Raw genomic sequence first — 23,866 nt, forward strand, 5'->3', positions numbered from 1 at the left:
TACTTATCAGTCGAGAAACAGTTCTTGCAGGCGATACCTGGATTTCTCGGCTTCGGTCATAGGGGATAGTGAATGTATCAGCCATCCGGAATTACGTCCGGGGCGTCGGAATTGGGAAACGGTAAATATCCAGTTGCGAATTTGCAGGAAGTGGTAACTGATCTTCCTGATCTCTCTCAATTTCAGGCGGCCCTCGCTCAACTCATGATAAAAGAGTGTGAGCAAATTGCCCTGAAAATTTTTATGCATATATCCACGGGCAAACTCTGGTTGTTCGAAGAGTCTGTGCAGATTCATAAAGTCGGTAGCATGGCTTACAGGATTGAGCATGTTTTTGGAATTCTCCAGCTCAGGTAAGCATAAAAAATCAGCCTTTACTCCTTTGATTACCCATTCAGATGCCAGGTCCGGGCTGGATTCGACTGCCAGGAAAAGACTCATGGGTTGTTTTTTTCCTTTGTATAAAACTTCACAATCCAGCTGTGCATACCAGTCCTGGTCATAATAATCGAGGTACATGGGCTGCTCAGGATCATTGACATCTCTGAGAAAGGCTTTGACCAAATTCAAATCCCAGGTACTATCCCGGTGATTGAATAGAGTAGTCAGGAGTTCATATCGCTCCATTTTATCCTCCGGATAATATTTGCGCATGTACTCAAGAAGAACCGTATTTTTTTGCCCATTGAAGCGCTCTATAAATTCATCTACCTGTTTTACCTGAAAAGCAAAGTTTTGGGACTGATCAAAACTGATCTGTCCCCTCAAAGTAGAGGCAGTAAGCAACAGGTAGGTTAAGAGAGCAATTCGGGAAAAGATCGTTAGGAGGTGGACCATGAACTTGGGAGGCAGAATACTTTTTTGATATTAAATGGTTTGTTCAACTTTGATATTCGAAAGCAGGACATCCCAATGATCGGCTTTCTGACCTTTTTCGAATTTGCTATATCCTTTAAACATGACCTCGACTCTTTTCTCAGTCATATCTTCATATGCTACTTCGCCATCTTTGAAGCCTCTGAACACCTGTACAAAACTTACATAGCCATAATAATTGCCATCTGTACCTTTGCGGATATCTCCCACATAGTTTACTTCGGCCCAGGTGATTTCGACCTTATCGTATTTGAGTAGCTTCAGATGCTGCAGGTAATTGCGAATTTGATAGCGTTGAGTTTCCACTCGATTTACGCTGGAAACTTCTACTATACTTTCTTCCCCCACAAACAATTGTACAGCCTGGTCGATGGCTTTATTGGCTTCCAGGGCAGGAGTACCTTTATCTGAGATCAAGCGGATATAATTGGTCAGCTCTTCGGTTCGCAAAGTAGCCTTTCGCTTAAATTCCGCTTCATCTATGGGTAGGGTATTCTTTTTCTTTTCAAAACTTATTGCTGGAGAAGCTTTGGGTTTGCCTTCACTTTCGCTGGCTTTCAAGCGCTGATGCTCATTGGATGCAACCAACTCGCCTCCATTTTGCTTATGGTACTGGAGCAGTTTTTCGGCTACTTCACTGGAAGCACCGAAAAATTGATGACTCTTATCTCGATAAAGGATCATCGATACTTTTTCAATGGGAATACTCTTTTGCTCTTTGTCTTCGAGTAAATGACTGTACTGTACTCGATCCCGATATACCATGCAGGTTTTGAGGGGAATCATATTTCCATCTTTGTCAATGAGCTTGTGGTAATAATCATTGTCAAAAGATGCTCTGAGAAAACCATCTCGGAGGCTATGCTCGAAAATATAATAATCTCCATTTTCTGAGAAGATCATTGCCACTTTTTCTTTGCGGATATGCAGAACTTCTCCATCTTGCTCATAGTTTATCCAGTTGATCCCAACTATATGAACTTTAGCTTCCAGCCGTTCTCCGGATTTTGTATAAATGATATCTGCGGCTCTGGTAGAGAGGACATTCCATAGAATGCAGAGAGCAAGCATGGGTAGCAGCTTTTTCATAACAGGTGTGGATTTTACCCTTGTAAAACAAGGGTTTTTGGATAAAATGGTTTAGAATGAGAGAATAATTGGCCTATTGGCCTTTTTTGTTGTGCAAAAATCATTCCGTCTTTACCTTTTATATTTTTACCTTTGACGCAAAAATTTGTCATTTATGAAGTACACCCAATTAGGAAAAACCGATGAAAAAGTGAGCCTGATTTGTCTGGGAACAATGACTTTTGGTGAACAGAACACAGAAGCAGAGGGCCATGAACAACTGGATTATGCTGTTTCTCAAGGCATCAATTTCATTGATACAGCAGAGATGTATCCCATCGCTACCCGTAAGGAAACTCAGGGAGATACAGAGAGAATCATTGGGACCTGGTTGAAGAAAAGAAATAAGCGGGACGATTTGATCCTGGCTACCAAAATTACAGGCCCTGCTCCTCATATTACCTGGTTGAGGGATCCGATGAAATTTGACGCTTCGCAAATTCGAGAAGCCTTAGAAGGGAGTTTGAAGCGCTTGCAAACAGATTATGTAGATTTATACCAGCTCCACTGGCCAGAAAGAAGAACAAATTTCTTCGGACAGAGGGGATATAAGCATAATCCCAAAAGTGTCTGGGAGGAAAACTTTGAAGAGATACTTGAGACAGTTCAGGATTTGATGAAAGAAGGAAAAATTCGGCATCTCGGTTTGTCCAATGAAACGCCCTGGGGATTTCAAAAGTTTCTGCAGCTTTCTGAAAGAAAAAATTTACCCAGAGTAGTAAGCGTCCAGAATCCCTATAGTCTGCTCAATAGACTTTATGAAGTAGGGATGGCTGAAATATCGATACGGGAAGATGCGGGTTTGCTGGCTTATTCACCTCTGGCTTTTGGCTTGTTGAGTGGGAAATACCATAGAGGAGAGGACAATGAGAAATCTCGTATCAATCTCTTTAAGGTTTTTGCGCGATACAATAGTACCAATTGCCATAAGGCTACAGAAGAATACATGAAAATCGCTGAGCAGGAAGGAATTTCTCCCACCCAATTGGCACTTGCTTTTGTCAATAGTAGGGACTTTATGACGAGCAACATCATCGGGGCAACTTCTATGGAGCAATTGAAAGAGAATATCTCAAGTGTAGATATTGAACTTTCAACAGATGCACTAAAAGCCATCGAAGCTGTACAGGCAAATATTCCTGATCCAGCCCCCTAGTATTTCAACCCTTTTTCGGAGAAATAGTCTTTGGAGTATGCATCGCATATTTTTTAGCGGAAATTGTGAATATTATGCATTTTTAGCATTATCTGCCTAAAAGCGATATGAACCTCTAGCACGCATTATGATTCAAAACTATTTCTCCGGCTTTTTTTCCTTTTGGGGAGCTTTTAGTTTTCTCAGTAAACATAAGCTTTGGTCTTATGTCATGATTCCCGGCCTGATCAGCCTGGTCGTAGCTGGCTTGATTTTCAGTGGAGCCTATGCCAGTTCGGATGATTTGGGACATTGGTTGATCGGATTTTATCCCTTTGAGTGGGGGAAAGAAACCTTTGAATGGGTGGCTGGAAGTCTTTCATTCGTCCTGATGATCATCCTTTCCCTTTTGATCTTCAAATATCTGGTGATGGTTATCGTATCGCCTTTCATGGGAACCCTTTCTGAAAAGGTGGAAAGTAAAATTACCGGCAAAGCTGCTCCGAATGTATCGATGAAGGCCATGATCGCAGATATGGTGAGAGGAATACGCATCGCCTTGAGGAATCTCTTTCGGGAAATCATCTTTGTTTTATTGCTGACCATTGCCGGTTCGATTTTCGGGACCATTATCCCAATAGTTGGTGGGATCTTACCCACCGTTATGATCTTTTTGATTCAGGCTTATTTTGTAGGCTTTGGAAATCTGGATTATCTCCTGGAAAGAAAGCGATATGGAATCAAAGACAGTGTTCGTTTTGCCAGGAGACATAAATGGATGGCAATGGGGAATGGTACGGCCTTTACCTTGCTACTTTTTGTGCCTATATTAGGTTGGTTCCTGGCTCCAGCTATGGGTACTACGGGAGCGACAATCGAAGGGCTGAAGAAATTGGAGCGGGAGCAATAAGCTTTCCTTTGACATGAAACTACTACAAATCTCCTGCTTCATAGGGCTATTGTCCTTATGTCTATTCCCCGCTTGTACAGAAAAAGTTGCTGAAGAAGCAGCTGCCTTACCCAATATTATCCTGATCAATGTAGATGACATTGGCTATGGAGACTTTGGAGCATATGGCCAGAAACTGATCAAAACCCCTCGCATCGATCAGATGGCGAAAGAAGGTGCCCTGTTTACCAATTTTTATGCAGGTTCAACGGTCTGTGGCCCATCGCGTGCAGCCTTATTGAGTGGCTTTCATATGGGCCATCATTTCAGTTGCACCAATGGGCAGGGAAATCTGGCCGGGAGTTTTCGTACCTGGCCACATTTGTTGAAAGAGCGGGGATACCGGACGGCTATGTTTGGCAAGCAGCATAATGCACAGTTGGAAGATTCGACTGTATTGGGTGATAGTCCACTTGATAGAGGATTTGAAGAATTTGTGGGTCATCTCAATGCCGTTGATGCGCATCAGTATTTCTTTGATGGAAAGACAGATGGCTGGAAGCGACGAAAGTATTTATGGAAATCAAATTCAGCGGGCAAAATTGAACCTTATCATATAGGTCCGGATCGTTACACCCAAAATGAGTTTATGGCTCAGGCACAGAGATATATTCGGGAGCATCAACAAGAGCCTTTTTTCCTCTACCTTCCCTTCACTATCGCACATGCTGAGTTGGCGATTCCCAAGCCGGGGGATCCTGATCATGATGCTAGCAAAGACAAAGGTATTTGGGAACAATACCTGGATGCAGAAGGGAATAGTATCTTTCCGGAATTTGACTATCAGGGAGACAATATCTACGCCCGTCCGATTCCCTTTAAGAGTCGCGCCACTTTTGCAGCTATGATTAGTCACCTGGATAGGGATGTAGGCGAAATTCTGGATTTACTCAGTGAATTAAATTTGGATGAAAATACCCTGGTCCTCTTGACCAGTGATAATGGACCGGCAGATGAAGGAGGAGTAGATGAGCAACAAATTGATGGCAAGTTGGAGAGTCCTTTCAACAGCAATGGAGGACTGACGGGATTCAAAAGGAGTTTGTATGAGGGAGGAATACGGGTACCCATGATTGCCTGGTGGCCCGGAAAAATTGAAGCAGGTAAAAAGATCGAAAGCCCCTTCGCCAATTATGATATCGGGCCGACTTTGGTAGATATGAGTGAGAGCGCAAATATCCCTGATAGTGATGGAATGAGTTTCTTCCCGGCATTGATGGGAAAGGAACAGCAAGAACATGATTTTCTCTATTGGGAGTGGAATGGGAAACAAGCCCTTCGTATGGGGAATTGGAAGTTTTACAGAGGCTTGAATGAAAGCGAAAGCGATCCTTTGGAACTCTATGACCTCTCTCTCGATCCTTCAGAACAAAATGATCTGTCAGGAGAGCAAACACATGCGGACTTACTCCTAAAAGCCAAAGAGATATTGAATCGGGAAAGTGCAGGTACTGCCTGCAAATTTATTCCTCTGGCTTTGAAATAGGTTTACGATAGACTTCAACTTTGGTAAAGCCTTTTTCGAAGGTCCTGATAAGCTCTCCTTCTTTGGGTAAGGCATTGGCAAAAGAAGGAGGGCTGAGAAGCGCCCTATATTCCATGCTATCGTTTGGAACTACCCATACTTTATTATGATTCGTATCAGATGCAAATCCAAAACGAGCATCCTGAAAGCCATTGAATAAAGGGAAATTGCCTAAAAAGGCGGTATTCGCAGGAACCTCTTGCTCTAAAAATTCCGTAGCCTCTTTTTGCACAGACAGGTAATCCCGATAATTGATATCCACATCAAAACGAAAGCCCAACTGCGACTGAAAGCTAAAGGCAAAGAAGCATGCAATGGCCAGATTACTCCAATTGAGTATGGGGGCTAATTTTGCCTGATCCCATAGGATTGCCAGCGAGATCATGAAGATCGGAAAGAGGCTCAGGACATAGCGATCCATATAGACATTGAGGGCCGAAAAGCAAAGAAAGCCTAATGCAAAAATGGAAATCAATCCTAAAAAGGATGCTTTAAGCTGTTTTTTATATACAAGAAATAGAGTAGTTGCAATTAGTCCAGCTCCTATAATACTTCTTCCCTGATCGATAAAAAGCCAGCGAAAATAGTCCCAGAACTTTGTGAATATTTCTTCCATATCCAGATTGACCAATTCCATATGGTACGGAAAAAAATACCAGCCATAGGTCTGTTTTTGTATGAAAAGAAAAATGAAGTAAATGGATACTGGTGCGAAAGCGATACCTATGGCTTTGAGATTGAGTGCTTCTTTTTTGAGGAGAAAATTCAGAAACATCCAGGAAGAGCAAGCGAGTGGAAGTACCAAAGCGGACTCTTTCGTCAGTAAAGCCAGAGCCCCCAAAAGAAAATACCATCCATACTTTCGCTCATAAAAAAAGTAAAGTGCCCAGAGTATCTCCAGCGCTAACAATACTTCTGGCAAAGCCAGACTTGCCTGCGCGATCATAATCCCCTGCAACATAAAGAGCAGCGTAACTCCTAGGGCCAGTAAAGGATTGCTGTATTTCTTTGAAATGTAAAATACAGATGCGAATAAGCCCAGGCTGATCACCAAAGCGAATAAGTGAATCTTAAAGAGGGAATAACCCGTCAATTTCACCCAACTAGCAAATAGTGCATAAAACCAAAGCGGATGTCCTCGGGAAAGTTCAGGATCAAGACCTGAAGGCAACAAACTAATCCCATTATCAAGCATTGACAATATGCCCGGTCCATACACCCCAATTTCATCCCAGTACATAGGAAGCGAAAGGTCTGCCCATTTTGCCCACACAAAAATCAGGCAGGCGATGCCGAAAAGCAGCCAGCTGAGTTTTGGAGAAAGAGATTTGGGGAGGGAGGGCATAGAGGATAAACGTATTGCTGTGTTGCTGTATTGAGCTTAGTATGTTTTATTCAATCTTAAAAACGCCAATTCTTCAACACACCAACACGTTTCAGAATTTAATATCAAACAACTTCGTCATTTGGCGATCTGTGGTACTCTGAGGTGTCATGCGCATGAGGCGATTTCGAAATCTGGACATCAGGCCATTGCTCCACTGGCCCATAGCGCCGATGCGGTAGGAAGTATTTACGATCCATTTGTTTCGCTCCATACGACGAACTTCAAACTCTTCGAAAGCAGAAATATAGCTTTCTGCGGTTTTGAGGCAGGACCGAAGTACAGCGGCATCTTCTATGGCCATGCAGGCCCCTTGTCCCATATTGGGTGTAGTGGCATGTGCAGCATCCCCTAATAGGAGAATTCTTTCGAAGGCATAGGTTTCCAGAGGTTTGAAGTCATGGATATCGTTCCAAAGGAGGTCTTCTTCTTTGGTTTGGGCCAAGACATGCTGCACCTTGTCATGGAAGCCGGAAAAATTCTGTTTCAGGTCCTCCAGTTTCCATTTTGCCATTTCAGCATCATTCTCCGGAGCATTCTTGGTAGCGAACCAATAAATCCGATTGTTGCTCAGTGGGACAATGCCAAATCGGCCATTCTTTCCCCAGGTCTCACTTGCCAAATCTTCCTGCTCCTCAAGATTGCTGGCATCAATAATAGCACGCCAGCAAGTATATCCGCTGTATCGAAGGTTCACTCCAGGAAGATGTTGTTGGCGGATCACAGAATGAATCCCATCTGAGGCAACCATAGCAATCCCCTCAGCCCGACTTCCATCTTCGAATTCAACCCAGCTGCTTTCTTCGCTCTGTCCAACACGTTTACAGGCTTTCCCGGTATGCAGGCTGCCTTCTTTGAGCAAACTGATCAATTTGTTATGCAAATCAGCCCGATGGACTGCATAAGAACCAAAGCCATATCTTTTTTTCAATCTTTCGGCATCTATGCCTGCATTTAGGACTTTTCCATCTTCTGCCAATAGACTAAATCTAGTAAGCTCATAGCCGATTTCCTGGATTTCTTCTACAATACCGATGGCTTTGAGGGCCTTCATGGCATTGGTGGCCAATATCAGACCAGCACCAAGTCCCCTTAGTTCGGGAACTTTTTCATATACCTGTACTGGAAATCCCTGTTTCTGCAAGGCTATAGCTGTACACAAACCGCCTATACCTGCACCGATGATCAGAATGGGAGGGTGGGAACTCATAGGTTAGTAGTTTCCTTTGTGTAAATATAGGCTTTTCTACCTCTCGAATGCCAGCAAAATTGAATTCTCCCTCTTCTCCTTGCTCCAAAATCTACTACGGACATCCCGAAAGTCTGCACGGAAGATAATAATGCGACGCGCTAGTGTATCCTCAGACGGAATACTGGAGTATTCTAAAGCATACGAATTCAAGGTTAAATTTTTTAAAAAGAATGTGAATCGAAAACTTATACGATTATGAAAGCTTTAGTTACCACCCAAGACACTTCCTTCTCTCAGCAGGCCATTATCAAAGTTGCTAGCCTTTTTACTTTGCTTTCGATAGTATTTGCCCTCAATAGCTTTGCTCAGCAAGCGACTATCTTGAAAGTGAATGTCAGCCCCATGTTTACCGGGGAGTATGGAGCCACTTTGGAACACAAACTCAGCAAAAGGGCCTCTATCTATGGAGAAGCGTCTTATCTGAATAAGGATAATTCGACAGTGATAGGACAAGGTTTCGGGACTAAAGCTGGATTGCGCTATTACTTCAACATTAAGCGCAGTTATAAGAAAGGTCGCAATAAAAGTAAGATGAAAGCCTTTGCCGGACATTTCATCAGTGCCGAAGGACGATACGGTCAATTGGTACCTGCTTCCGAGTCATTTGACTTACAGTTGAGCCGTCAGTATAGCAAGTTTGCCATCCATTATGGTGCTCAGAAATTCTGGAAGAACTTCTTTATCAATGCAGAAGTAGGACCTTCCTGGGGAACTTCAGACTTCGCTGACACCGGTTCCAAAGGATACTATACCGATGGATTCAATCTCGACGGACGTTTTTCCATCGGACTAGCCTTCTAAATATGCCAAACAAGCACGGATATTAGTATAGATTAAAAGTCATCTTGAGGAAGATGGCTTTTTTTGTTAGCAGGTGTTGGAGCGTTGATGTATTGGAGTTTAAATCATGGAGCATCTCCAACACACCAATACCTTTTATTCTAAAATCAAATCATAGCCAAACTCCAAATCCGTCCAGGGAATATTATAGGCAATACGGACAAATCCTTCTCCCTGATTATAGAAGAAATAAACTCCGGATCGATTGTTTTGTATGGGAGCAAAATTTGCCTGTACATTGATCTGAGAATACTCTTTTCCCATTTGCTTGTGGTCGGCGCGAACACCCGTACAGGGGCCATCAACACAATTTTGGTAAAAATATTCCTGGTGATTGACAGGGATTTGAGGGGTTGCTATGGCTCCCAGAGGATACTCAGCGGTTTCCTCTTTGACTGCCAGGAGGCGATGAGTGGCAAAGTTTAAAGGGGAAAGCTCTAAAATCAGGGAATTGTCGCGATAGGTGAATTGATAATTTTCTACTACCTGGGTAATGGTATAGCGAGCTTCCATTTGGTAGACATTGCCAGCCTTACCCGTGATTGTTAACCAAAGACTATCCTGGGTATAGATAACGGTATCTATTCCATCGCTGCTATCGTAAATGGCTTCAAAAAATCTATAAACACTTTCCTGTCCTACTTTGGGATCGGCAAAAGATATGCGTTCATCTATCGGTTCTGTAGGAGGCTGGGGTCTTATTTCTTCGGGTTCACAGGCCGCAAACAGGAAAAGTAGGATCAGTAGGGAGAAGTGTGTTTTACGCATGTTTTCTATGGTTTTAGGGGGGCAGTCATAAAAGTAAAACGCCTGTTGAGAGGTATCGTTGCTTTTTTAGAGAAATAATCAATTGATTATCAGATAAAAATACAAAGGGCGAGACACAAAGTCCCGCCCTTTTTGCAGTTTTATTTCTTCTCATTTAGTCTTGCAGGAGAAAGTCCCAACCAGATTCGCTCTTGGTCCAGGCACTTACTGCAGCAACTCTGATCAGTCCATGTTCCTGGCTGTATAGCAAATGATGGCCGGGGCCATCAACGGCCATATCGGTATAATCTGCATACAGATTCAGGCGAGCATAGTTTTGGTTGAGTTGTTCATGGTTTACAGTAGAGGCTGCGCAGGGATCGCCTACGCAATTTTGGGTCAGGGTCTCATAACTTAGATCCAATTCCGGGCTGCTCAGTTCCTTGAGCGAAAGGCTCATTGGCAAAGAAGCCAGGTCAAAAAATCTGTAAGGCCCGCTATTAGCTTGTCCTGACTCAACGATCAAAGAATCATTGACTAGGGTGAAAAGGTATCTATCCAATTCTGCATCCTGACTGTATTTGGCTTGTACCTCAAATACATTCCCGGATTGATTGCTAACAGTGAGCCAGGTGGTATCTCCTGTGTAAGTAAGTTGTCCAGGGCCGTTATTTGGGTCATTGGGCCTTTCGTAGGCCAGGTAAATGTTTTCCTGTCCGACTACCGGATCATCAATTTCGATGTAGCTGAACTGATCATCCTCATTGGGATCGAGCGGTTCGTCTTCACAGGCATAGAAAAATGGGAGGATCAATAGAATGACAAAAAGCTTTCTGTTCATAAAATTGTGTTTGTATTTGATGTATGTTAATGAGCGATTACCTACTACTTTCACAAAAATTTTATTCAACTACCCCCTCAAAACTGCCTTCAATAAATTTATAGACTTCCTGGTATTGGCCATCCGGATCGTACCAACCAAAGGCCAGACCTTCGAATGTTAACTGAATGTGATTCCTTTCGACCCCATCAACCATCGCCGTCTTAATATCGGTAATTTGAAAAGCCGGATTGGCTCCCTGATGAAAACTGACATTATTCCCTATCGTTACTCGTGCCTCATCAAAATCTCCAAAGAAGAAATTGGCTTCATCTTCCATTGATTTATATTCCCAGTTCCTATCCCAGGCTGCATTATTAGGATCGTCCAGAATCAAGAGGTCTCGATTTCCTTCCAGTTTATTAAACCCAAAGCCCAATTCTACTTTTTCTCCATTTTCCAATTCCACATCAAAATATATTGCCAGGGTCAACATGACTCCTCCCTGCCGATTTTCATACCATCCTGCGTTTTTTCGGTTTACTTCCCAGGATTTGATACGGGATACGTAATCATTGCTGGAATTGATGACTTCAATTTGACCGCTAAAGACCGGATCAGGATCAATAAGAGGACTTAGGACTCGATTTTGGGCACAACTGACAAAAAAGGGAATCGATAATACGAGTAGAAGTTGTAGACAGCTTTTCATAAATCTCAATTTTTGATTAACTAGCTCAGGCACCTATATAGGAAAGGTACCTATCCGTTAAACGCAATTAGTTCCCATTCGCTGCATGTATATACGAAAAGCCTTAATTCAGGAACATTCAAAAGAGCAGATTCTTAGAATTGTGGATTATATCGGTTCGGATGAGGATCGGGTAAAAGAGCTCATGGAAATATTTTTCAGTGAGGATACCCGACTCGTACAGCGTTCAGCCTGGGTACTTACGCACTTGTCAACAAGGCGGCCCTATTTACTGAGGCCCTATTTGCCACAAATGGTGAAAAATCTGGATACGCCCAAGCATGATGCAGTTTTGAGAAATACGCTCAGGTATTTTGATATGATAAACCTGCCTGAGGACTTGATGGGAGAAGTTGCGGACAAATGCTTTCATTATCTGAATTCACCGGAATATCCCATTGCGATTCGGGTTTTTTCTATGGGAACCCTGTACAATATTTCCCTCAAATTCCCTGAATTACAGCGTGAGTTGATTTTGGTAATCAAGGAACATCTCCCTTTTGGCTCTGCCGGTTTTAAAAGCCGTGCGAAACGAATTTTGAGGAAAATTGATAAGTAGAACTCCTACTGCCCCTTCTGTTCGAGCAGACTTCCCATTTTTCGATGAAAAATGGGAGGAGCGCAATACCGGTTTTTTTACAGCATGCTTGTCATTGCGAGCCATAGATTAGGGCGCGGTAATCTCCTTGACTTAAAAAAATATTCACATTCAAGGAGATTGCTTCGCCTGTAATACAGGCTCGCATTGACAATGAGTATTGGGGTGTTGGTATTGAGTCTTTGGATTTGTCTTTAACCCAAACAAGAACACGGGAGCACAAGAACACCAGAACACTTCTTCTCTCACTTCCTTCTTCTTCAATCTGCCTTTCATTTCTTATTCCGCATCCAGCATCCAGTCCATTTCTCCCAGCATATAGAGGCCTTTGGGTTCGTCCTCTTCATTCTCGATAGTCTCAACTTCTACAACTGTCAGACTGCCCTCTTCTACCACATCCGCTTCATAGGCATAAATGTATTGAAGAGCTTCTTCCTCAGAATCTGCAATAGCGATATAGTTATTTTGAAAACGGCTGACGAGAATTTTTTCTCTGCTTTCCGGATGAATAGCTTCTACTGCTTTTAGGCTTTTGCCTTCAACGATCATGGAATACCCAAAGGAATCATCTGAAAATTCAGGTTCCATTTCTCTCTGTAGCCAGCAGATATTCGAATTGGTTCGATCGTATTCTTTGGCCTGCATGAGGTAGTGTTTTATCGCTTCTTCATCTTCATCCGTAAACCAAAATGCCTTGGCAATATGGGTGCAGATTTCGCTCATAATCATGGCCTGGCTTTTATCCGAAGGGACCGGCAGTTCGGCCAATTCTTCTTCGACAATCTCCAGCATCATATCGAATTGTCCGATATCTGAAAGGAGGCTCATTTTAACCTCAAAAGCTTCGATAGCTTTATCTGAGTCTTTGAGTCCCTGAAGAGTATTGAGGGCATTGTCGAAATCCTGCACATTTGCATAAGCAGCGGCTTTGTTGATCTCGATCAGGGATTTGTCAGCTCCTTCTTTTCGGGCAGCGATGTTGTAGGCCAAAACGGCATCTTTCACTTTTCCACTTTCGGAGTAAATATTTCCCTTGGTCATTCCCAGCGTCCAGGAATCCGGATGAGCCATCATGCCTTTTTCAATCCATTTCAAGGCAGAATCTATGTTCTCTTCCATTTGATCAGCCATAGCCATGACCTGAAAACCATATTCTTTCCCGGCATCTATCAGGTTTTGACCTATTTTCCTGGCTTCATCAAACTCCCCTTCATGGATCAGTTCTTCTGCTTCAAAGGCGAGTGCTGCGAGTTGGTCTTCCGTTTGACTCATCAAAAAAGGATTTTGGGTAATTATTCTCCCCAAAAATAGACAATATGCCTGAACTATTTAGCTCTGAGGGAAAGTTGGACTGGTAATCCGTCCTGGGGTTCCTGGATGGGGACAGATTTCATCGGAATCTGATAATCTGTGGGTACAGTCCAATCTGCTTTCATGAGAAATTGACTCATGATCAGTTTGATTTGCATTTCGGCGAATGCAAAACCGATGCAATGATGAATGCCGGCTCCAAAAGGGGAGTAGGCATAAGGGCATTTCATGTGTTCCTTCCTTTCGCTGCTAAACCTTTCCGGATCGAAAGTATGAGCTTCCTCCCATATTTCAGCATTCAGGTGATGGTGGCCGAAAGGAGTACTTAAAAAAGTTCCAGCTGGAAAATCATAGCCGCCAAACTGAACGGCATCTGTACATTTGCGGGAAACCGTTACCAGAGGAGGATATAAGCGTAAGGTTTCTTTGATGGCAAGTCCAAGCTGCTCCATTTCTCTTAATTCCCGGACCTTAAAATCTTCTTTTCGCCCATAAAAAGCTTCGACTTCTTCTCGACATTTTTGCCGCCATTCGGGATGTTTAGCCAGGAAATAGGACAAGCTCGTCATGGTGCTGGCCGTGGTGTCATGTGCAGCCATCAAAATGAAAATCAAATGATCAACCACCTGTTCCTCATCCAGCATTTCTCCCTCCTCATTTTTCGCCACACATAATCTGCTAAAAAGATCCTCTCCCGGATTTTGCTTTTTTTCTTTTACCAGGGATTGGAAGAAATGTAGTAGTTCTTTTCTGGCCCTTATTCCTTTGCCATAAGTTGTAAAAGGGAGTTTTATAGGAAAGGAAGTACTGGCTTTAACGATTCGACTTACTGCTCTATTGATCTTTGGGAGCTGAGTACCTGTATCCAGACCGAAAAATACTTTCAGGGCAATTTCCAGGGTCCAGCTTTTGAAGGTAGGGAAGAGTAAGACTTCGCCTGATGAAAGCTTGCTCATGAAATCATCCACTATGGGACGCATCAGAGCTAAATAGCCTTCCATCGGTGCTTTTTTGAAAGCTTCGGCAACAATGCTTCGATGGTATTTATGTTGGGCCCCATCCATCAACATAAGTCCATTGGGAAAAAGGTCTTTCAGAACGAGTTCCCAGGGTTCACGACTATTGAAGGCTTTAGGATTATCTACCAGTAAGAATTTTGTTGCTTCCTTCGACATCAGGGTGATGATGGGTCTGCCGAGAAAGCTTGAACGAAAAATATCCCCATACTTCTTTTGCTTGCGTAATTGTAGGTTTCGAGGATCTTTGAAAAATCTCAGGGTATCGGGAATTCCCCAAAAAGCTTCGCTACCGGGAATATCTTTTAGGCTGGATTTGGGCATACGGAAAATTAGGTTCAGGATGGCAGTTTTGAAATATAATGGGATAATATTTTTGCCATAAAGAAAAGGGCCCCGACAGGATTAGCTGCCAGGGCCCTTTCGGGAAAATCTGTTTCCTAGTTTGTATTTTCAGCCAAACCCATATCAAATTCATAGGTTTGAAGTCTGTTGTATCGAGGATAGAATCCGGTAATACTCACTTTTTCTTTGCTAGTTTCCAGTGCTTTGGTAAAGTCTTCGGCGCTGTCAATCAGTTCTCCATTGAATTTGAGAACGATGAACTTTTCGCGGATAGAGGTTTGACTCCTTAATAAACCTGCATAAAGCTTTTCTACGAGTATCCCTCTTTCAATATTCAGGCGTGACATTTCTTTCTCACTGAGGTCTCGTATACTCAATCCGAGTTTATTTAGGGTTTCATTCCTTTCCGGAGCGAGAATGACTGTTTCCCCATATGCATTGGTCAGGGTAACCCGGAAACTGCGATTCTTTTTATTTCGATAAACTTTTACGTCAATCTGGTCGCCGGGACGATTTCTTCCTATCAGCTCCAGCAATTTGGCTTCGTTGCGGGTTTTAACTCCATCGATACTTACGATCACATCTCCTGCCTGTAAGCCGCCCTGATAGGCGCCGCCCTGCTCTGTAAGCTCTCCCACATAAACACCCTCTGTCAGGTCAATCCCCAACTTTTTGGATAATTCTCCATTTAGCGCTTGCATATTTGCTACACCCAGAAAGGCGCGCTGAACAGAGCCATATTGCTTGAGGTCTGTAACGACCTTCTTCACGATATTGGCAGGAACTGCAAAGGCATATCCTGCATAGGTTCCGGTAGGAGAGGCGATGGCTGTATTGATGCCAATCAGATTTCCTTCTAAATTGACCAGGGCCCCACCGCTATTACCGGGATTTACGGCTGCATCGGTTTGAATGAATGATTCGATGGCCATGCGATCTTTGATGATCTCCAAATCACGACCAATGGCACTTACGATACCCGCAGTGGCAGTGGAAGCCAGAGAAAAGGGATTCCCTACAGCGAGAACCCAATCGCCAACCTGGCTTTCATCTGAATTTGCAAGACTCAGACTGGGAAGACTCTTTGCTTCTATTTTGATAAGGCCAAGATCGGTAGATGGATCGGTTCCAATAACGGTAGCTTTATAGCTGCGATTATCGGATAAACTGACTTCCAGTTCATCGGCATCCTGTATCACGTGATTATTGGTAACGATGTATCCATCTGGACTGATAATAACACCAGAGCCGGAGGATAATTGCTGATTGCCTTTATAGCGCTGAGGCTTTATCCCAAAGAGTTCATAATAGAAATTGTCATATCCATTCTCATTGCGTTGATAGCTTTGGAAGGATTTGATGTGTACCACCGCAGGCATAGCCTTTTGGGCGGCAAAGTTAAAGTTTTGGGGGGCTTGCCCGAGGCTTCTGTTTGCCGGGACATATTGAGGCATTTCTTCTTGAGAAACCCCACGAGCAAAAAGCTCATCATCGCTTGGCGTTTCCTTTCCAATTTCCTCAGATGCCTGACTTAAATTGGATTGATAGTTATGGTAGGTTGCAATGCAAGCGAGGCTTACAACTAGCGCAGTTATGGCACTTAGGGCAACTTGTTTCATTTTAGTAATGCTTGACGTTTGTTATCCTAATTTACGGCAGTTTTTTAAGGGGCGTTTATATTTGAAGTCGAAATAAGAAAACATTAACATTTTTTTCAGGTATAATGCTTATGAAACCATCCTTCTCCTAATTACTCTTATAGAAAAGTATTAAAATTAACGTTCAACCCATGCGACTATCTTTCAAATTATGCTCAATCAGCCTCCTGGCTATCATGCTATTTGGCTTCCAGACAGCTGTAAACCCTATCAATTATAAGATTAATTCCTCCGCCGCTAAGGTAAGCTTTATCATAAAGAATGCCGGACTTAACGTAGACGGTGAATTTTCTGGTCTTTCTGGTACGATCAACTTTGATAAAGAGAATCCTTCGGCGGGTAAAATAGAGGCAAATATCCCTGTAAAAAGTATAGACACAGGCATAAATAAACGGGATAATCACCTGAGGAGTGAGGATTATTTTGAAGTCGAAAAGTACCCGAATATCAAATTTGTTTCGAGCAGTATTTCAGCGACTAAAGATGGATACAATGTAAGTGGAAACTTCAGCATAAAAGCCACAACGAAATCTGTAACGATACCTTTTACTTTTGAGAACAATGTCTTCGTGGGGAAGTTTAATATTGATCGCAGAGATTATGGAGTAGGGGGGAATAGCTGGATCATGGGAGATAAAGTGAAAATCTCATTCGAAATACCTGTAGAGGCCTTATAGAGAATAATCAATCCTATATATATAGCCTGGTCGGGTACTCCCCGGTCAGGCTTCTTTTTTTTGCCTAAGTTTGTTGCTCTAAGACCTGATACTTGAAAAACCTTAAAGCACTAATATTTCTTTTCAGTGCGAATACCATCAGCGGATTCGCTCAAGGCATCACCATGTTGGCGATCCCCTGGCATATTCTGGGATTAGCTGAAGGAAAATTTAAAAATGCCATGATGGTTACGACGGTAACTGTCATTGTCCTGTTCTGGGGCTTATATGCAGGCACACTGATAGATAAATACAATCGTAAACACATTTTCCTTTCAACTACAGGGATTGGAGGCCTTATCTTGCTGAGTATCTCTGCATTTGGTTTTCTAAATGGAGGGGTAAATTTCCCTTTGATTGCCATGGTCTATCTCATGACCGTGATGCTCTACAGTGTCCATTATCCCAATCTGTATGCATTTGTACAGGAGTTATTTGAGCCTGAGTATTATTCCCGGGTAAATTCTGCGATCGAGATACAAGGGCAAACCACCAATTTTATCGGCATGATGCTAGGCGCCCTGCTTCTGGATGGTACACAAGAAGTAAACTGGTGGCCGGAATCCTGGAAATTTGATGCCTGGAGTTTGCACGAGATATTTCTTTTGGACGGAATAACCTATGTACTAGGCTTTATATGTATTGCCCTCATACCTTATACCCGTAGTGCCAATTGGAAACCGGATAAAGGAAAGATGATCCAGCGACTGAAATTTGGCTTCAATTATCTCCAGCAGAACCCGTCCATATTCATATTTGGGATTGCTTCTCATGTGCTTTTTTTCTCCCTCATAGTAGTTGTACAGGCTTTGGGGCCGATTTATGTAAAAGAATACCTGAATGAATCAGCTTCTGTCCTTTCCTTTTTCAAAGGCTTCTATGCCCTGGGGGCCTTGAGCGCGGGTTTGCTGGGACTGTCGACTTTCATCCGAAAAAGCAATCTCGTCCGGCAAATCATTTTTCTCCTCAGTTTCGCGGGAATCCTCTATTTCCTTTTATCTGTGACCCAATCCATCTGGATTACCCTCCTGGGAGGCTTCTTACTGGGGATCTGCAATGCAGGAACCCGCATTCATCGTATCACTTATCTGGTTCGTATCGTCCCCAATGAGGTCATTGGTCGCGCCAATTCCTTTTTCGCCGTAGTAAATATCCTCATGCGAGCTGCCTTTATTGCTTTGCTGGCCGTACCATTTTTCGCGGATGAAGGCAATGGCCCCAACATCATTTATGCTTCGCTTTTATTGAGTTTGATCATGTTTTTGGCTGCCGGAGTCCTCTGGGCCAAATTTGATGCTTTTGATAAGGAGGCGAGTAGTGGGTAGGGGAAAAGTGTTCTCGTGTTCTAGTTGTTTTTTCTGAAGAGATTAGGAATTCCCCTCAACTCCAACACATCCTACTCTTTCCTCCTGGCTAAGACTATTCCCAATAGACTCAACAAAAGCATTACGGCAATTGAAATCGCAAAGGTCCATTGTTGACTCTCGATGTCTGCCAGGCCAAAACCCAAAATGATAGGGGCGGCGGCGGTAGAAAATACTCCGAAAGTGGAGGCTAAACTTCGGATACTTCCGAGATAACGCGTGCCATAAATTTCTGCCCAGGTAGCTGTGCCGCTAAGGGAATTGAGGCTGGCACTGACTCCCATCAAAATGAAGAAAATCACCCAGGAGCCCGGATTAGGGAAAAGAAGCATAAGGGCTACGCCGGGAATGAGGGGAACTACCTGCAATCCAAATACCCATATACCTGAAAAGGTATCAATTAGCCAACCAGAAATAAAGTTCATCAGCAGGCGGGCGATGCCGAATGCGGAGATACTCAGGGCTACGAGTTCGAGGGACCATCCGTAAGAACTTCCCACAATGCTGCTGTTGATCATAACGCCTGTGGAGAAGAAGGGCATGAAGAGGCTAATGAGGACGAGAAAATAGAATCTGGGTTCTTTAAGTGCTTCTGCCCGGGTCTTACTTTTTGAAGATTGGAGTCGAGAGGCTGCGTCTATATTTTCCTCAGTCTCTTCCTCATCTTCCGGCGCAAATTGAAAGGGACTATCCAGTTTGACCAGGCTGATCACGAGGGGAAGGAATATCAATAGTACAGTAGCACTGATCACCCACCAACTATTCCTCCAACCTATCGCTGCAATCAATAGGACTAGCAGGGGGGGAAGTACACTTTCTCCAATAGAAACTCCAAAATTGACCAAAGACAGGGCTTTCCCTCTGGTTTCATGAAAATATCTACCTATAGCGGTATTGGCTGTGAGACACATCAGACCTTGCCCACACAAGCGCAAACCAAAGATCAGAAAGAAGAGGAGATAGATGCTGTTGAAAGTAGCAACCCCCATACACACCAAAGCAAAACAGATGGCCAGGCCGATGCTGAAGTAGCGAAGCTTGATTTCGTCTACCCATTTCCCTACAAAAGGAAGAACTGCAGCACTCAGCAAAGTCCCCCCACTATACAACCAATCAAAGTCGATATGGCTAATCGAAAGCTCTTGCGTGAAATAGAGGACAAAGAGAGAAATGAAGAAAGTCTGGCCGGGACTGGAAAAGAAAAAATGCAATGCCCCATAGGCAATGTAGTTGGGGTAGCGGCGAAGCAATTGGAGGTAGTTCATCAGGGCTATTTTTGCAGCCCCAAAGGACGGTAATTTTCCCTGTTTTATCCTAATCTGCGGATGAAGTCTTCGGCATTTTTATGTGAAATCTTTTCAAGTTGATCCTGACTAAAGCCCTTCTCCTTCATTTCCTCAAGGATAGCAGGAAATTTGGAAGCATTCTTATGTTGGGGATAGAAAAATGGCCTGCGTTCCTGATCCGGAATCATCCTTTCATCAAAATAATCAGCTCCAAAAGCGAGATGTTCCCCGGCCCCGATTTCTTCAATTCCATATTGGATATGTTCATAGAGCATTTCAGCTCCTTTTCTCCCGACAAAATCCCGAACAAAATTGATTCCGATCAGGCCTTTCCTGTGGACGATTTCTTTGGCAAACTCATCCGGCAGGTTTCGGGGATGATCGCAAATCGGGCGAAAATTTGAATGACTGGCAATGACGGGAATATCATATCGCTGCTGTTCGATCTCTGTCAGGATCCCCTCTGCCAAAGCATCACTTGTATGAGAAAGATCTACAGCTATATTCTTCCCATCCATGCAGGCCAAAAGGCTTTTGCCGTCAGAAGTAATCGGTAGGTTGTCGCTGAAATTTCCTCCTCCAAAACGATTGGCGAGATGGTGGGTAAAGCTGATATAAAGCAGTCGGCCCGTTCCTTTGATAAATTCATCTAGCCTTTCCTCCAATAGGCTGATCGGCTCCTCTTCTTCAAGCAAGCCAGATGCATTTTCGATAGAAGCGAAAATTGCGGGTTTATTTTCTTCTTGAGCTTTTCTAATTTCTACTTCAGATCGGCCTGCAGAAAATTCAGGTCCTTCTATCAGTTGGCTGAAGTGTTTTAGCTGAGCGTTGGCGAAAGCATAACTTCCGCTCTGCGTCAGAGAAAATATGGCACAGACCTGTAGCTGTACATTCCCTTTCTTCAAAAATGGATAACTCGCACCGATCACATCTTCTGAATGAATGGAGGCATCATCTGCCATATGCAGATAGCTTAACAGATCGCAGTGGAGATCAAAGACAGGAAGATTCTGGCTCATTGTTGACTTGATTGATTTCCCAAAATAGGGAAATTATAGAAGCATAATGAGTCCAGGGCAGAAATGCTTATTTCGTCTGCATCATTTCCACTCCTGACCAGGCTTCTGGTGCTCCATCAAGCTTATATTCTTTGGATCTTTTGAGGTAAAATTCGGCAGCTTTATCCAGATGATTTTGAGCGATAACATCTTCAAATAGCTTTTGAGATTGTGCAAAATTTTGGAGGTAATAATTCTCCAGAGCTAATTTGAATTTTTCTCGATTTTCCCATTTGGGTTTATCGAGCGGATTGCCGTCCAGATCGAAAATTTCATACACCCCAATCGCCTGCTCTTTACCCTTTACCTGCACTTTGCCAAGGAATCTATGAGCGATCGTATCAGGTGCTTTGAGGGTACGGAAGGTATCTTCACTCAAAAGGAGCTTCGAACCATAAAATTTGGTCAAGCCTTCCATGCGAGAAGCGAGATTTACAGTATCTGAAATGGTCGCGGGTTCCGTCCGTTTTGAATCTCCAATGATACCCATAACCAGTGGGCCTGTATGAATCCCCATCCCGACTTCGATAGGGGTACGATCCATTTGGAGGCGTTCTGAATTGTATTCACGGATCATGCGCTGCATTTCCAAAGCTGCTTGTACGGCATCTTCGGTTTGGTTTTGGAAAATTGCCATGATGCCATCTCCCATATACTGATTGACGAAGCCTTTGTATTTCTGGATAATGGGCCCCATTCTTCCAGCATAAGAATTGACGAAACGGAAATTTTCTTCCGGAGTCATTTTTTCAGAAAGGCTGGTATATCTTCGAATATCAGAGAAAAACACATTTACATCTTTGGAAACATGATCGCCCAGATGGACTTCGGTGATATTCTCTTTCCCCAAAGCCCGGAGGAATTGATAGGGGACAAATCTACCGGTGGCAGAGTTGATGCTGTATAGATTTAAATGGGTTTTAACCCGGGCCAGTAATTCGTCTTTGGAGAAAGGTTTGGCCAGATAGTCATTGGCTCCGGTAGATAGGCCTTCCACCAAATCCTGCACCTGGTTTTTAGCTGTTACCATGATCACCGGCAATTCGCTGGCTGAAAACTTCTGACGAATATGCTTACAGACATCATAGCCTGTCATCCGGGGCATCATCACATCCAGCAAAACCAGGTCAAATTTGCCTTCATTTTCGAGGATTTCCAGGGCTTCTTCTCCATTCATGGCAGAATGGGTTTCAATGGCTTGATCCAGAAAATGATTTTGGAATACCTGTTGGTTTACGGGTTCATCATCAACGATCAGGATTTTAAAGTGCCCTTTCCCATTGATGTTCTGAGTCAAAACCCCACTTTCCCTCACTTTTCCCGGGGCTCTTTTTCCGGAAGCTTTAGGAAGGGGATCGACTTCCAGTAAATGAGAAACAAGTGGAGCTTCAATGATAGGCTCTTGTACTGTTTCCCAACTTAGGGGAATACTAAAACTAAATACCGAACCTTCTCCGGAAACCGATTGTACAGAAAGCTCCCCTCCATGAAGTTCTACCAGTTTTTTACTGATACTCAATCCCAGACCTGAACCATTATAGGTCCTCGAAATGCTGGCATCCGCCTGAGAAAACTCAAGGAAGATGGAGGCTTGCTTTTCCTCATCAATCCCTATACCTGAATCAGCTACAGAAATGAGTAGTTTGCCTTCTTTTTCCTCAGCAGATACTTCTATAAATCCTTTAGGGGTAAATTTGATCGCATTGCCTACGAGATTGTGTAGAATTTGCTGAAGTCGATTTTCATCTCCGTGAATCGCAGGAATATCTTTGGGAATATTATGGCTGAGTTTGAGTCGCTTCTTTTTGGCTAAAGGTTGATTGAGTTTGACAATCATTTCGACCAATGCATAGGGATCGATAGCTTTTGAGTTTAGCCGGACTTCCTGATTTCTGATTCGGGAGAAATCGAGGATATCATCCACCAGACTGGATAATCTTCTGGCAGAGGAAATGATCATGGAAAGGTTTTCTTCTTGAAAATCATTGGTCGCTCGGTCCTCTAAGGATTCTGCCAATCCAATAATTCCATTGAGTGGGGTTCTGAGTTCGTGGGAGGTATTTGCGAGGAACTGGTCTTTCAATTGATCCACCTGCTCCATTTTTTCTCGACGTTCTGTTTCAATCTGTGCCCTCCTTCTTTGTTGCCTGACTCTTACCCACAAAAAGATGCCCAGAATGCCCAAAAGGGAAACAATGACTCCCGCAATGGCGAGATTTCTTTGATTGGTGGCTTTTTCCTCTTCCGCAATCTTTTTGTTGAGTAGCATCATGTTTTCCATGGCCTGCTTTTCCAACTCTGCACTTTCCCGCTCAAGTTTTATGATCTCCATTTCCTGCTGAATCCGCTTATTCTCTTCCTCCATCAAATTGGCCCGAAGTTCTGATTCTATATTTTTGCTCTCTGTAAGCACAGCTACGGTATTACTTTTTTCAACTTCCAGTTTTTCCTGCAATTGGTTCAGTTCTTTGGTAAGATGTAAGCTGGAAAGACTGTCTCGAATCAGTTTATAAGCATTTTGATAGGCAGTTGCGTTTTCTAGGTCCTGCTTAAGCATATAAATGGTCTGCATGAGCTTATTGCCCATCAACATTTCTTCGGTATTCTTTGTGCTTTTTGCGAGTTCAAGTCCTTTCTCGGTTGCCGAAATGGCTCTATTGTATCGTCCCCGATCTCTATCGAGGATACCGAGATAATAATTGCTCTTGATCTGACCTTCTACATATTTGAGGGAGTTGGAAAGTTTGAGGGCGTCTTTTGCCAGTTTTTGGGCTTCAGTTCGATCTGCAACACGGAGTTTGTTGATAATATCTAGCATCAGGTCCACTTTGCGTTCTCCGTCAGCATCCTCAAGTGCCATATAGTAGACGTCCAGTTTCTCCTTTTGGGCTTGAAGCTGATTCGTAGAGACAAGAAACAATACCAATAGAAAAGGAATTAGAAAAAATCTCATTGGCAGGGGTGGTAATCTTAGGGCTTTTGCAAAATGTTAAATTATCAAAAATTCCTTCATTTTTCGGAATTTTCACCCTAATGGCCTGATTTCTTGAGAATTAGCCCCTTTTTCTTGTATGTTTGGCCTTCCAATGTTTTAGAAACCCTTAAAT

The 23,866-nt window shown here is 43.2% G+C and carries 20 protein-coding genes; 7 read left to right on the plus strand and 13 right to left on the minus strand.

The genetic code is table 11. From position 1 onward, the window contains the following. Positions 1-6: 6 nt before the first annotated feature. Positions 7-837: a hypothetical protein gene (locus R8P61_30920; protein ID MDW3651533.1), complete on the minus strand. Its 831-nt coding sequence runs from the start codon at positions 835-837 to the stop codon at positions 7-9. A gap of 30 nt (positions 838-867) precedes the next feature. Further along, positions 868-1,965 (minus strand): hypothetical protein, encoded by a 1,098-nt coding sequence (locus R8P61_30925; GenBank protein ID MDW3651534.1) that lies wholly within the window; start codon positions 1,963-1,965, stop codon positions 868-870. A 154-nt stretch (positions 1,966-2,119) separates the two neighbouring features. Between R8P61_30925 and R8P61_30930 the strand changes: the two genes are divergently transcribed. The 3 genes from R8P61_30930 (at position 2,120) to R8P61_30940 (ending at position 5,574) form a co-directional block, all read left to right on the plus strand. Beyond that, a complete protein-coding gene (locus R8P61_30930) occupies positions 2,120-3,160 on the plus strand; it encodes an NADP(H)-dependent aldo-keto reductase (GenBank protein ID MDW3651535.1) in 1,041 nt (346 codons plus the stop codon). Positions 3,161-3,287: 127 nt separating this feature from the next. Continuing rightward, positions 3,288-4,049, plus strand: coding sequence for an EI24 domain-containing protein (locus R8P61_30935; GenBank protein ID MDW3651536.1), 762 nt, complete (start codon positions 3,288-3,290; stop codon positions 4,047-4,049). A gap of 13 nt (positions 4,050-4,062) precedes the next feature. Continuing rightward, a complete protein-coding gene (locus R8P61_30940; protein MDW3651537.1) occupies positions 4,063-5,574 on the plus strand; it encodes a sulfatase-like hydrolase/transferase in 1,512 nt (503 codons plus the stop codon). Here R8P61_30940 and R8P61_30945 read toward each other — a convergent pair. Then, a complete protein-coding gene (locus R8P61_30945; GenBank protein MDW3651538.1) occupies positions 5,552-6,958 on the minus strand; it encodes a hypothetical protein in 1,407 nt (468 codons plus the stop codon). The two genes, R8P61_30940 and R8P61_30945, sit on opposite strands and share 23 nt — an antisense overlap. 91 nt (positions 6,959-7,049) lie before the next feature. Beyond that, a complete protein-coding gene (locus tag R8P61_30950; GenBank protein ID MDW3651539.1) occupies positions 7,050-8,207 on the minus strand; it encodes an FAD-dependent monooxygenase in 1,158 nt (385 codons plus the stop codon). A gap of 237 nt (positions 8,208-8,444) precedes the next feature. Here R8P61_30950 and R8P61_30955 point away from each other — a divergent pair, with 237 nt between their 5' ends. After that, positions 8,445-9,050, plus strand: coding sequence for a DUF3575 domain-containing protein (locus R8P61_30955; protein MDW3651540.1), 606 nt, complete (start codon positions 8,445-8,447; stop codon positions 9,048-9,050). 135 nt (positions 9,051-9,185) lie between these two features. On the opposite strand, the gene R8P61_30960 is transcribed toward R8P61_30955, so the two are convergent. From R8P61_30960 to R8P61_30970, 3 genes are all read right to left on the minus strand, one after another. Further along, positions 9,186-9,857 (minus strand): hypothetical protein, encoded by a 672-nt coding sequence (locus R8P61_30960; GenBank protein MDW3651541.1) that lies wholly within the window; start codon positions 9,855-9,857, stop codon positions 9,186-9,188. Positions 9,858-10,011: 154 nt separating this feature from the next. Then, positions 10,012-10,677 carry a hypothetical protein gene (locus tag R8P61_30965; protein MDW3651542.1) on the minus strand — a complete coding sequence of 222 codons (666 nt, stop codon included), beginning with the start codon at positions 10,675-10,677 and terminating at the stop codon, positions 10,012-10,014. Between the two features lie 61 nt (positions 10,678-10,738). Beyond that, positions 10,739-11,368, minus strand: a complete 630-nt coding sequence (locus R8P61_30970) for a hypothetical protein (GenBank protein ID MDW3651543.1) — start codon at positions 11,366-11,368, stop codon at positions 10,739-10,741. Positions 11,369-11,453: 85 nt separating this feature from the next. On the opposite strand from R8P61_30970, the gene R8P61_30975 reads away from it, so the two are divergent. Continuing rightward, complete coding sequence (locus tag R8P61_30975) at positions 11,454-11,966, plus strand: hypothetical protein (GenBank protein MDW3651544.1); 513 nt, start codon at positions 11,454-11,456, stop codon at positions 11,964-11,966. A 318-nt stretch (positions 11,967-12,284) separates the two neighbouring features. Here the strand turns inward: R8P61_30975 and R8P61_30980 are convergent, their stop codons facing one another. The 3 genes from R8P61_30980 to R8P61_30990 all read right to left on the minus strand — a co-directional run bounded on the left by R8P61_30980 (position 12,285) and on the right by R8P61_30990 (position 16,296). After that, complete coding sequence (locus tag R8P61_30980; GenBank protein MDW3651545.1) at positions 12,285-13,277, minus strand: hypothetical protein; 993 nt, start codon at positions 13,275-13,277, stop codon at positions 12,285-12,287. Positions 13,278-13,330: 53 nt separating this feature from the next. Beyond that, entirely contained in the window at positions 13,331-14,656 is a 1,326-nt protein-coding gene (locus R8P61_30985; GenBank protein ID MDW3651546.1) for a cytochrome P450, read from the minus strand. A 116-nt stretch (positions 14,657-14,772) separates the two neighbouring features. After that, entirely contained in the window at positions 14,773-16,296 is a 1,524-nt protein-coding gene (locus R8P61_30990; protein ID MDW3651547.1) for a Do family serine endopeptidase, read from the minus strand. A gap of 170 nt (positions 16,297-16,466) precedes the next feature. On the opposite strand from R8P61_30990, the gene R8P61_30995 reads away from it, so the two are divergent. Next, complete coding sequence (locus R8P61_30995) at positions 16,467-17,012, plus strand: YceI family protein (protein MDW3651548.1); 546 nt, start codon at positions 16,467-16,469, stop codon at positions 17,010-17,012. A gap of 92 nt (positions 17,013-17,104) precedes the next feature. Then, positions 17,105-18,376: an MFS transporter gene (locus R8P61_31000; protein ID MDW3651549.1), complete on the plus strand. Its 1,272-nt coding sequence runs from the start codon at positions 17,105-17,107 to the stop codon at positions 18,374-18,376. Positions 18,377-18,447: 71 nt separating this feature from the next. On the opposite strand, the gene R8P61_31005 is transcribed toward R8P61_31000, so the two are convergent. The 3 genes from R8P61_31005 to R8P61_31015 form a co-directional block, all read right to left on the minus strand. Beyond that, positions 18,448-19,680 (minus strand): MFS transporter, encoded by a 1,233-nt coding sequence (locus tag R8P61_31005; protein MDW3651550.1) that lies wholly within the window; start codon positions 19,678-19,680, stop codon positions 18,448-18,450. A 44-nt stretch (positions 19,681-19,724) separates the two neighbouring features. After that, positions 19,725-20,720 (minus strand): membrane dipeptidase, encoded by a 996-nt coding sequence (locus tag R8P61_31010; protein MDW3651551.1) that lies wholly within the window; start codon positions 20,718-20,720, stop codon positions 19,725-19,727. 67 nt (positions 20,721-20,787) lie between these two features. Next, the gene (locus tag R8P61_31015; protein MDW3651552.1) at positions 20,788-23,712 is read right to left on the minus strand and encodes a response regulator; all 2,925 of its coding nucleotides are present in this window, start codon (positions 23,710-23,712) and stop codon (positions 20,788-20,790) included. Positions 23,713-23,866 lie beyond the last annotated feature (154 nt).

The sequence above is a fragment of the Bacteroidia bacterium genome (assembly GCA_033391075.1).
Classification (GTDB): domain Bacteria; phylum Bacteroidota; class Bacteroidia; order J057; family J057; genus JAWPMV01.